Raw genomic sequence first — 10,054 nt, 5'->3', positions numbered from 1 at the left:
AAGCGCCATCCGGGGACCAGGTTCACGACGAAGGGCGTGCCGATCCGGAAGTAGCGTCGCGCACCATCACCGCGGCGAAGAAGCCGTCGGTGTCGTGGCGGGCGGGGGTCAGGGACAGGTAGTCCGGGTGGGCGGAGTCCTCGATCTCGGGCGCGACCTCGCTCAGCGGCACGGCGCGGAAGTCGGGGTGCGCGGCGAGGAAGCCTTCGACCTGGGCCTCGTTCTCCTCGGTCAGCAGCGAGCAGGTGGCGTAGACGAGGCGGCCGCCGGGCTTCACCAGGCGTGCGGCGCTGTCGAGGATGGCGGCCTGCAGCGGCAGGAGGGCCTCGAACCCGGCGTGCTCTGCGCGCCAGCGCGCGTCGGGGTTGCGCCGCCAGGTGCCCGTTCCGCTGCAGGGCGCGTCGACGAGTACGCGGTCGAAGCCGCCCTTGTGGCGCTTGACCCACTTGTCGCGTTCGCTGCTGAGCAGGCGGGTCTGGATGTTGTGCAGGCCGGCGCGGCGGAAGCGCTCGGCGCCGCGCTTCAGGCGGTTCTCCAGCACGTCGCAGGCGATGACGACGCCCTTGTTCGCCATGTCGGCGGCGATGGCCAGCGTCTTGCCGCCGGCGCCGGCGCAGAAGTCGACCACGCGCTCGCCGGGCCTGGCGCCCACCAGCAGGGCGACGATCTGCGACCCCTCGTCCTGGATCTCGACCTCGCCGGTCCGCAGCATCGGCATCCGGGAGAGCGCGCCGCGGTCGGTCACGCGGATGCCTTGCGGCGCCATCCGCGTCGCACTCGCCTTCAGGCCGAGCGCGGTCAACGCGCGGAGCATCGCCTCGCGGGTGGACCGCAGCGGATTGACCCGCAGGTCGAGCGTCGGCGGGGTCAGCATCCCGGCCATCTCGCGGGCGAAGGCGTCGCCGAAGCGGCGGCGCAGCGCCTCCAGCGCCCACTCCGGGCATTCGCCGCGCACCTCGTCGGGCATCCCGGGATGCTCGAGCGTGCCGCCCTGGAGCCGCCCCAGCAACTGGCGCTCAGGCTCGCTCAGCACCGCCGCGGCCAGCCGGCCGCCGCTGAACTGGCGCTCGACCTGTTCGCGGGTCGAGCCACGGCCCAGCATCAGCCAGGCCAGCAGGCGGTTGCGGGGCGTCGCGGGCCGCTCGTACTTCGCCAGCCACCAGGTGAGCCGGGCCTGGCTGCGCAGCATCGAGTAGACGAGATCGTAGATCACGCCGCGGTCGGCGTCGGTGAGATCGCGGCGGGCGCGGAACCACGACGAGACCACCGCATCGGCGGGGCGGGGCGCTCGCTCGATCTCCTGGATCAGGTCGAGGGCGGCTTGCAGGCGGGCAGGGGGCGTCACGGCGAGGCGGACCTAGACGCCTTCCGCAGGGCCGTCCAGCGAAGGGGCCAGCGAAAAGGCCCGGAATTGCTCCCGGGCCTTCGCATTCCAACGCGCGTGAAGCGGTCAGACCGCTTCCGGTTCCTCGGCAGGGGTCTCCACCACGGGGGCGCCGGGCTCGCGGTCGTCGCCCTCGATCTGGAACGCGAGCTTGCCGTCCTTGAGCACCACCTGGACGTGGCCGCCCTTGGAGAGCTTGCCGAACAGGATCTCGTCGGCGAGCGGCTTCTTGATGTGCTCCTGGATGACCCGGGCCAGCGGCCGGGCGCCGTAGAGCTCGTCGAAGCCGTTCTTGGCGAGCCAGTCGGCCGCTTCGTCGGACGTCTCGATGGTGACGTGGCGGTCCGCCAGTTGGGCTTCCAACTGCATGACGAACTTCTGCACCACCTGGCGGATGATCTCCGGCGTCAGCGCGCGGAACTGGACGATGGCGTCCAGGCGGTTGCGGAACTCCGGCGTGAACAGCCGCTTCAGCGCCTCGTCGACCTCGTCCTCGGCCTTGCCGCGGCCGAAACCGATCGAGTTGCGCTGGGCGTCCGAGGCGCCCGCGTTCGTGGTCATGATCAGGACCACGTTGCGGAAGTCGATCTTCTTGCCGTTCGAGTCGGTGAGCTGCCCGTGGTCCATGACCTGGAGCAGGATGTTGAAGACGTCCGGGTGCGCCTTCTCGATCTCGTCCAGCAGGACCACCGCGTGCGGATGCTGGTCGACCGCATCGGTCAGCAGGCCGCCCTGGTCGAAGCCCACGTAGCCGGGAGGCGCGCCGATGAGGCGGCTGACCGTGTGGCGCTCCATGTACTCGGACATGTCGAACCGCAGGAGTTCGATGCCGAGGGTGGAGGCCAGTTGGCGGGCCGTCTCGGTCTTGCCGGTGCCGGTGGGGCCCGAGAACAGGTAGCAGCCGATCGGCTTGTTGGCGTCGCGCAGACCCGCGCGGGCCATCTTCATGGCCGAGCTCAGGCTGTCGATCGCCTCGTCCTGGCCGTAGACCGCGCGCTTCAGGTCGCTCTCGAGCTGCTTCAGCGCCTCGGTGTCGGACTTGGAGACCGACTTCGGCGGGATGCGGGCGATCTTGGCGACCACCGCCTCCACTTCCTTCAGGCCGATAATCTTCTTCCGCTTGCCTTCGGGCAGCAGCATCTGGGAGGCGCCAGCCTCGTCGATGATGTCGATCGCCTTGTCGGGCAGCTTGCGGTCGTTGATGTACTTGGCCGACAGCTCCACCGCCGCCTTGATGGCGTCGTTGGTGTAGCGGAGCTTGTGGAACTCCTCGTAGTAGGTCTTGAGGCCCTTCAGGATCTTGATCGTGTCTTCGATCGTGGGCTCGTTCACGTCGATCTTCTGGAAGCGCCGGACGAGCGCCCGGTCCTTCTCGAAGTGCTGGCGGAACTCCTTGTAGGTGGTCGAGCCCATGCAGCGCAGGGTGCCCGACGCGAGCGCCGGCTTCAGCAGGTTCGACGCGTCCATGGCGCCGCCGGACGTGGCGCCGGCGCCGATCACCGTGTGGATCTCGTCGATGAACAGGATCGCGTCGGGGTGGTTCTCCAGCTCCTTGACGACCTGCTTCACGCGCTCTTCGAAGTCGCCGCGGTAGCGGGTGCCGGCCAGCAGCGCGCCCATGTCGAGCGAGAAGATGGTCGACTTGGCCAGGACCTCGGGGACCTGCTTGTTGACGATCTTGCGCGCCAGGCCTTCGGCGATGGCCGTCTTGCCGACGCCGGGGTCGCCGACCAGCAGCGGGTTGTTCTTCGTCCGGCGGCAGAGGATCTGGATGCAGCGCTCGACCTCGGACATCCGCCCGATGAGGGGATCGACCTTACCTTGCTTGGCCTTCTCGTTGAGGTTGACGCAGTAGGCCTCGAGGGCCTCGCCGCCGGTCTTCACCTGTGGCTTGTCCTCGTCCTCGGCGCCCTTCACGGGCTTGGCCTCGGAGGCGCCGGCCTTCTTGGCGATGCCGTGGGCGATGTAGTTCACCGCGTCGTACCGCGTCATGTCCTGCTCCTGCAGGAAGTAGGCGGCATGGCTCTCGCGTTCGCTGAAGATGGCGACGAGCACGTTGGCGCCCGTCACTTCCTCGCGGCCGGAGGACTGGACGTGGATCACCGCGCGCTGGATCACGCGCTGGAAGCCCGCGGTGGGCTTGGCGTCTTCGCCGTCGTCGACGACCAGGCTACGCAGCTCGTTGTCCACGTAGTTCGTGAGCGTTGTGCGCAGCGCGCCGAGTTCGACGTCGCAGGCGCGCATCACGCCGGCGGCGTCCTCGTCGTCGATCAGGCTGAGGAGCAGATGCTCCAGGGTCGCGTATTCGTGCTTGCGCTGGTTGGCGTAGGCGACCGCGCGATGCAGGGACTCTTCGAGCTGGCGGGAGAATGAAGGCAAGAGCGCCTAGTCCTTTTCCATGGTGCATTGCAGCGGGTGCTGATGCCGCCGCGCCGTATCAACGACCTGGGCTACTTTTGTTTCCGCCACTTCGTATGTGTAGATCCCGCAGACGCCCACACCGTGCTGATGGACGTGAAGCATGATCCGAGTCGCGTCTTCGCGCGACTTGTTGAAGAACTGCTCAAGTACGTACACGACGAACTCCATCGGCGTGTAGTCGTCGTTGAGAATCAGAACCCGATACATGCTCGGCTTCTGCGTCTTCGGTTTGGTTTGAGTGATGACCGTCGAGCGAACGCCGGTGTCAGCTCCACCTTCCTTTCGTTCGCTCATGTGTCCGTTCTCCTCGCGGGACCGGTCCGGGCCATCCCAACCCGATTAGATATGCCAGAAAGCGGCTTTTGGAAGGGATGAATCGTCACGGCCTGGGTTCACTCTACGTCGCCAGTATTGCCGGGCAAGCGAGGCGGGGGGACCTCCAGACTGCCCGTTTTCGCGGCGTCCGTGCGGAAAGCTCACTCTTCGTCATACGCATTGCGGGCCCGCAGGATGCGGCCCGAGGTCACCGAATCGGGGCCGAACCTCGCGCGGATCGCGTCGACCGAGCGCTCGGAGGCCAGCGCCTTCTTCTCGTCGCCGGCGAAGAAGTCGTCCGAGGCCTGCCCGGCGTCGATCAGGTCGGCGATGCCGATGCCGATGAGGCGCCAGGGGCGGCCGGTGGCTTCCCGCGCGAGGAGCTCGCGGCCGACCTTGAAGAGCGTATGCGCCGTCTGGGTCGCGACGGGCAGGGTGCGGCGCCGTGTCACGATCCTGAAGTCGGTGGTCCTGAGCTTCAGCGTCACCACGCGGCCCGCGACGCCGCCCTCGCGGGCCTGCCGCGCCACGCGCTCGGCCAGCGGGGCCAGCTTGTCCTCCAGGTCGGGGATGCGGCTGAGGTCCTCGTTGAAGGTGGTCTCGCAACTGATGCCCTTGCGGGCCTCGTTGGGGTTCACCGCGCGGTGGTCGCGGCCATGGGCCAGGTTGTGCAGGCGCAGGCCGTGGGCGCCCCAGCGTTCGGCGAGGACCTTGAGGTCGGCGCGGGCCAGGTCGCCCACGGTGCGGTAGCCGGCCTTTTCCAGCGCGGCGACCATCGCCGGGCCGACGCCGGGCAGGATCTTCACCGGCCTGTCCGCCAGGAACCGCTGCGCTTCGTGACCGATCACCGAGAAGCCGCGGGGTTTGTCGAGGTCGGACGCGACCTTGGCCAGGAACTTGTTCATCGCCAGGCCGATGGAGACGGTGAGGCCGGTCTCGTCCTCGATCCGCTGTTGCAGGCGCCCCAGCGTGACGGCGGGCGGGGCGCCGTGCAGGCGCTCGGTGCCGGAGAGATCCATCCAGGCCTCGTCGAGGCTGAGGTTCTGGATCAGCGGGGTCAGTTCGGCGGCCATCCCCAGGATCCGCCGCGACTCGGTGCGGTACTTCGCGAAGTCGGGCTTGATGACCACGGCCTCGGGGCAGGCCTTCAGCGCCTTGAACATCGGCATGGCCGAGCGCACGCCCTTGATCCGGGCGATGTAGCAGCAGGTGGTCACGACGCCGCGCTTGCCGCCGCCCACGATCACGGCCTGGTCGCGCAGTTCGGGCCGGTCGCGCTTCTCGACGCTGGCGTAGAAGGCGTCACAGTCCATGTGGGCGATCGAGAGCGAGCCTAGTTCGGGATGCGCCACCACACGCGGCGTGCCGCATTTCGGGCAGCGCCGCACGGCCTCTTCGCCGCTCCAGAAGCAGTCGCGGCAGAAGGCCTTCATGCCAGCTCGTCCAGCCGCCAGAGCCAGGCGGCGCCGCGCACGCCCGACGAATCGCCGTGCATCGCCTTCACCACGGGGGTCGTGAACACGTCCGAGAAGACGTGGGGCGCGATGGCGTCCGGCAGGCGCTCGTAGAGCCGCGCGATGTTCGACATGCCGCCGCCGAGGACGACGACGTCGGGGTCGAGGATATCGGCGATCACGGCCAGTCCACGCGCCAGGCGGTCGATGTAGGCGTCGATGGCGTCGAGGTCCCCGGCCGCCACCGCGGCCTCGCCCGAGCGCCCGGCCTCTCGGGCGAAGCCCGTGCCGGAGAGCCAGAGCTCCAGGCAGTTCGTGCGCCCGCACCAGCAGGCGAGCCCCGGCGATTCGGGCCCGCGCGGCCAGGGTAGCGGCGTGTGCCCCCATTCGCCGGCGATCAGGTTGCGGCCTTCCAACAGCCGCCCGTCCACCGTGACCCCCGCGCCGCAGCCGGTGCCCACGATCACCGCGAACGCGACGCCTGCCCCTGCGGCGGCGCCGTCGGTCGCCTCCGACAACGCCAGGCAGTTGGCGTCGTTGGCGTAGCGGACGGGGCGGCCCAGCGCGCGCTCGAGGTCTGACGGGAAAGGCCGCCCGTTCAGCACCGTCGAGTTGGAGTTGCGCATCAGCCCCGTCACGGGCGACGGCGAGCCCGGTCCGCCGACGCCGATCCGGGCCGCCGTGGAGCCCGCCTGACGCTCGGCCTCGGCGACGACGTCGGCGGTGGCGTCGAGCCGGGCGAGGTAGTCCGGCGGCGTCGGCACGCGAACCCGCGCCTGGAAGCGCCCGTCCGCGTCCAGCGCTGCGGCCTCGATCTTGGTGCCCCCGAAGTCCACGCCGATGCGGATCATGTCTGCGGTTCTAGCCCGATCGGGCCGCGCGCGCCCACGCCGGATCGTCGGGCCGCCTGCGGGTCGGTCGGTCCCACGTCGCCTGCGGCCCTACGACCGCACGGCCGCCTCGATGGCCTCGGCCAGGTCGATCCAGTCGTCGAGGCGACGGTGGCGTTCGGAGCGCGGCGCGAAGGGGCGCAGGCGCAGGTCGGCCACATGCTGGAACGTCGCGGTCGCGGGGCTGTGCTCGGCCACCGAGTCGAGGTTCGGCAGAAGGTCGTCGATGAACGCCGTGCGGTGCGGGGTCTGCGCGATCAGTCCTGCGGCGATCGGCCCCTTCGGGCCGGAGTTCAGCACCAGAGGGTGCGCCATCCCGTGCCGGGCCAGCCACTGGGTCCGCAACCGCTCGCCCTGCGCCGGGGCGTTGGAGAGGATCAGGATCTCGGCCGCCTTCGAAAGCCTGTTCAGCGCCGCGACCGCGCCGGGCGCGGGCTCGATCTCATGGCAGTGGCCGCCGAAGAACTCGTCGAAGAGCTTCCGCCCCGTCTCCAGGTCGATGTGCTCCGAGCCGCCGGGCGGATAGACGTTCTGGAAGAGCGCGAACCGCTCGATGCGCATCTCGTAGCCGCGGTCGGCGAGGAAGTCGCCGAACCCCTGCATGAAGAGCCCGAGCACCTCGTCGACGTCGACCAGCACCAGCGGCCGCTCGGCCGGCAGGCCCAGCGAGGCGAGGGTGGGGACGGTCAGGGCAGGGGGCTGGGCCAAGTCACCTCGGTGCGCGGATAACGAAGTTTAAGGATATCGCGGGGAATAACCATCGGCAGGGTGGGGAAGGCCGGACAGCCGGCTGGACCTCAAGCACACTTGTCGGGGCAAATGGCCAAGAAGGTCCTCATCGTCGAGGATAACGAGCTGAACATGAAGCTTTTTCATGATCTGCTCGAAGCCCAGGGTTACGAGACCCTCGAGACGCGCGAGGGCCTCGCGGCGCTCTCGCTCGCCCGCGAGCACCGGCCCGACCTGATCCTGATGGACATCCAGCTCCCCGAGATCTCGGGGCTGGAGGTCACCAAGTGGCTGAAGGAAGACGACGACCTCGCGCACATTCCGGTAGTGGCGGTGACCGCCTTCGCCATGAAGGGCGACGAGGAGCGGATCCGCGAGGGCGGCTGCGAGGCCTACATCTCCAAGCCCATCTCGGTCAGCCACTTCCTGGAAACCATCAAGCGGCTGCTGAACTAGGCCCATGTCCGCACGCATCCTCGTCGTCGACGACATCGAATCGAACGTGCGGCTGCTCGAGGCAAAGCTTTCGGCCGAATACTACGAGGTGCTGACCGCCTGCGACGGGCCGACCGCGCTGGCCATCGCCGCCTCCGAGCGGCCCGACATCATCCTGCTCGACGTCATGATGCCCGGCATGGACGGCTTCCAGGTCTGCCGCCGGCTGAAGGACGATCCCGAGACGCGCCACGTGCCGGTGGTGCTGGTGACCGCGCTGGACGGCCGCGCCGACCGCGTCGCGGGTCTGGAAGCCGGCGCCGACGACTTCCTGACCAAGCCGATCGACGACGTGATGCTGTTCGCGCGCGTCCGCAGCCTGGTGCGCCTGAAGGCCGTGATCGACGAGCTGCGCGACCGCGAGGCCTCGGGCCGCCGCATGGGCGTGATCGCCGGCGCGGCCTCGCGGCTGGGCGGCTCGGGCGGACGTATCCTCATCGTCGACGACAACCAGCGCCAGGCCGAGCGCGTGGCCGCCGAGCTTTCGATCGAGCATCGTCCGGTGGTGGAGACCGAGGCCTACAAGGCCGCGCTCACGGCCCGCGGGCCGGTGGACCTCGTCATCGTGAACACTGGGGCGAAGGCCTTCGATGGTCTGCGCTTCGCCGCGGGGATGCGGTCGGACGAGACGACGCGGCAGATCCCGATCCTGGCCATCGCCGACATCGACGAGCGGCCGAAGGCGGTCAAGGCGCTGGAGATCGGCGTCAACGACATCCTGGCCCGGCCGATCGACCCTGGCGAGCTTGCGGCGCGCGTGCGCACCCAGATCCGCCGCAAGCGCTATACCGACTACCTGCGCTCGAACCTCGATCACTCGCTGGAGCTGGCGGTCACCGACCAGCTCACCGGGCTGCACAACCGCCGCTACATGACCGGCCAGCTCGACGCCCTGATGCGCCGGGCCTGCCAGGGCGGCGAGCCGGTGTCGCTGCTGGTGATCGACATCGACCACTTCAAGAAGGTCAACGACGGCTTCGGCCACGACGTGGGCGACGAGGTGCTGGCCGAGTTCGCCGTGCGCCTGGCGTCGAACGTGCGCGCCATCGACCTGCCGGTCCGCCACGGCGGCGAGGAGTTCGTGGTGGTCATGCCCGACACCGACCTGGAGGATGCGCGCCGCATCGCCGAGCGCATCCGGCTGCATGCGGCCGGCGCGCCGTTCCGCGTGATGGGCGGCGAGGAACTGCTCAGCGTCACGATCTCAATCGGCGTGGCCTCCAGCGCCGGCGCCGACGACACGCCGAACGCGCTCCTCAAGCGCGCCGACGAAGCCGTCTACGAGGCCAAGTCCCGCGGCCGCAACCGGGTCATCGCCAGGGCGGCGTAGCGTCAGGCCGGTCGGCCGTCCCGCCCGTAGATCCACTCCGTCAGCATCAGCCGCGGCGTCGCCGCGGCGTTGGGCATCGTTCCGTGCAGGATGAGCGGGTCCATCACGTAGACGTCGCCCGCCTCGCCCGTCATCTCGCCGACGCGGACCGGCGCCCCGCCGGCCATCCCGCCCGCCTGCATGAAACGCGCGATGCGGTCCTCGCCCGGCCGCCGCGTGAAGAGCGCCTCGAACCAGGGCTCGCGCGCCGTCAGCAGCTTGCGGGCGTCGCCGGACTTCAGGGTGCGGCCGGTCTCGCGCGCCAGGTCGTGCAGGACGCGATGCGAGCCGGCCACGTAGCCCGTGCCGCCACCGCCCGCCGCCAATGGGGAGAGCAGCAGGAACACGCGCGCTACGCGGGGCGGTTCGGGCGCGGCCGGAAGGTCCAGGTGCCACAGCTTGTGCGGCACGTCCCATCGCGCGGTGAAGCCCGGCAAGGTCACGAGGGGCAGACCCCACCGCGGCGGCGGCTTCCACCCGCCCGGTCCAAGCAACTGGTCGATGACCGCCAGCACCTGCGGGCTGGCCATCGCGGCGAAGTCGTCGTTGTGAGCGGCGAGCTGGGCAGGGTTGGCGGTGTGCCAGCTCTCGCGGTGGTCGCGGCGGATGCCGTGGCGACCCGCGAGGCGGCGCCACAGGGTCGCAACCATGGCCTCGACGGCCGGGGGCGGAACCGCGCCGGGCAGCCGCACGACGCCCTCCCGCTCGTACTGCGCATGTTGTTCGGGCGTGAGGCCGGGACGCTCCATCGGAGGGCTCCAAATGAAAGCGCCCCACGGTGAACCGATGGCGCAGCCCGAGGGCCGACCATCGATTCACCGTGGGGCGTCCCCACGGCGACCCCGCAGAGCGCGGAAGGTCGAGGGCAGCGTCCGCCCGGCGCGGCCCGCTGTCAAGGCGGGCTGCCGGGCGCAGGATTCCGATCTATGCTGCCCCCAGGGTTCAGGTCGGGGGACGGAACATGCTGCGGCTGTCGAGCTGGATGGCGATCGCGGTG

At 69.7% G+C, this 10,054-nt stretch carries 9 protein-coding genes; 2 read left to right on the top strand and 7 right to left on the bottom strand.

Going from position 1 to position 10,054, the window contains the following annotated elements; genetic code table 11:
* Window positions 1-22 precede the first annotated feature (22 nt).
* The 6 genes from JNL41_RS13725 to JNL41_RS13700 form a co-directional block, all read right to left on the bottom strand.
* A complete protein-coding gene (locus JNL41_RS13725; RefSeq protein ID WP_293475805.1) occupies window positions 23-1,345 on the bottom strand; it encodes an RsmB/NOP family class I SAM-dependent RNA methyltransferase in 1,323 nt (440 codons plus the stop codon).
* A 105-nt stretch (window positions 1,346-1,450) separates the two neighbouring features.
* Window positions 1,451-3,763: an ATP-dependent Clp protease ATP-binding subunit ClpA gene (gene clpA / locus JNL41_RS13720; RefSeq protein ID WP_293475803.1), complete on the bottom strand. Its 2,313-nt coding sequence runs from the start codon at window positions 3,761-3,763 to the stop codon at window positions 1,451-1,453.
* 6 nt (window positions 3,764-3,769) lie between these two features.
* Complete coding sequence (gene clpS, locus JNL41_RS13715) at window positions 3,770-4,099, bottom strand: ATP-dependent Clp protease adapter ClpS (RefSeq protein ID WP_293364353.1); 330 nt, start codon at window positions 4,097-4,099, stop codon at window positions 3,770-3,772.
* Between the two features lie 182 nt (window positions 4,100-4,281).
* A complete protein-coding gene (locus tag JNL41_RS13710; protein ID WP_293475801.1) occupies window positions 4,282-5,553 on the bottom strand; it encodes a DNA polymerase IV in 1,272 nt (423 codons plus the stop codon).
* Complete coding sequence (locus JNL41_RS13705; RefSeq protein ID WP_293475799.1) at window positions 5,550-6,425, bottom strand: ROK family protein; 876 nt, start codon at window positions 6,423-6,425, stop codon at window positions 5,550-5,552. The genes JNL41_RS13710 and JNL41_RS13705 overlap by 4 nt, the downstream gene beginning before the upstream one ends.
* A 90-nt stretch (window positions 6,426-6,515) precedes the next feature.
* Window positions 6,516-7,172, bottom strand: a complete 657-nt coding sequence (locus JNL41_RS13700) for a hypothetical protein (RefSeq protein WP_293475797.1) — start codon at window positions 7,170-7,172, stop codon at window positions 6,516-6,518.
* Between the two features lie 111 nt (window positions 7,173-7,283).
* Here JNL41_RS13700 and divK point away from each other — a divergent pair, with 111 nt between their 5' ends.
* Both divK and JNL41_RS13690 read left to right on the top strand, forming a co-directional pair.
* Window positions 7,284-7,649 carry a cell-cycle response regulator DivK gene (gene divK, locus JNL41_RS13695; protein WP_293353262.1) on the top strand — a complete coding sequence of 122 codons (366 nt, stop codon included), beginning with the start codon at window positions 7,284-7,286 and terminating at the stop codon, window positions 7,647-7,649.
* Window positions 7,650-7,653: 4 nt separating this feature from the next.
* Window positions 7,654-9,018: a PleD family two-component system response regulator gene (locus JNL41_RS13690; RefSeq protein ID WP_293475795.1), complete on the top strand. Its 1,365-nt coding sequence runs from the start codon at window positions 7,654-7,656 to the stop codon at window positions 9,016-9,018.
* 2 nt (window positions 9,019-9,020) lie between these two features.
* Here the strand turns inward: JNL41_RS13690 and JNL41_RS13685 are convergent, their stop codons facing one another.
* Entirely contained in the window at window positions 9,021-9,806 is a 786-nt protein-coding gene (locus tag JNL41_RS13685) for a phytanoyl-CoA dioxygenase family protein (protein WP_293475793.1), read from the bottom strand.
* Window positions 9,807-10,054 lie beyond the last annotated feature (248 nt).

Origin of the sequence: Phenylobacterium sp. (assembly GCF_016793285.1) — a bacterium.
In the GTDB taxonomy this organism is placed as follows: Bacteria; Pseudomonadota; Alphaproteobacteria; order Caulobacterales; family Caulobacteraceae; genus Phenylobacterium.
This window is presented reverse-complemented; position numbering and strand designations above follow the sequence as displayed.

What these genes read in the sequence shown, in the direction of transcription:
- JNL41_RS13690 (WP_293475795.1), top strand. Translation starts at nt 7,654, where the DNA reads ATGTCCGCACGCATCCTCGTCGTCGACGACATCGAATCGAACGTGCGG.
- JNL41_RS13685 (WP_293475793.1), bottom strand. Translation starts at nt 9,806, where the DNA reads ATGGAGCGTCCCGGCCTCACGCCCGAACAACATGCGCAGTACGAGCGG.
- JNL41_RS13710 (WP_293475801.1), bottom strand. Translation starts at nt 5,553, where the DNA reads ATGAAGGCCTTCTGCCGCGACTGCTTCTGGAGCGGCGAAGAGGCCGTG.
- divK (WP_293353262.1), top strand. Translation starts at nt 7,284, where the DNA reads ATGGCCAAGAAGGTCCTCATCGTCGAGGATAACGAGCTGAACATGAAG.
- clpS (WP_293364353.1), bottom strand. Translation starts at nt 4,099, where the DNA reads ATGAGCGAACGAAAGGAAGGTGGAGCTGACACCGGCGTTCGCTCGACG.
- JNL41_RS13705 (WP_293475799.1), bottom strand. Translation starts at nt 6,425, where the DNA reads ATGATCCGCATCGGCGTGGACTTCGGGGGCACCAAGATCGAGGCCGCA.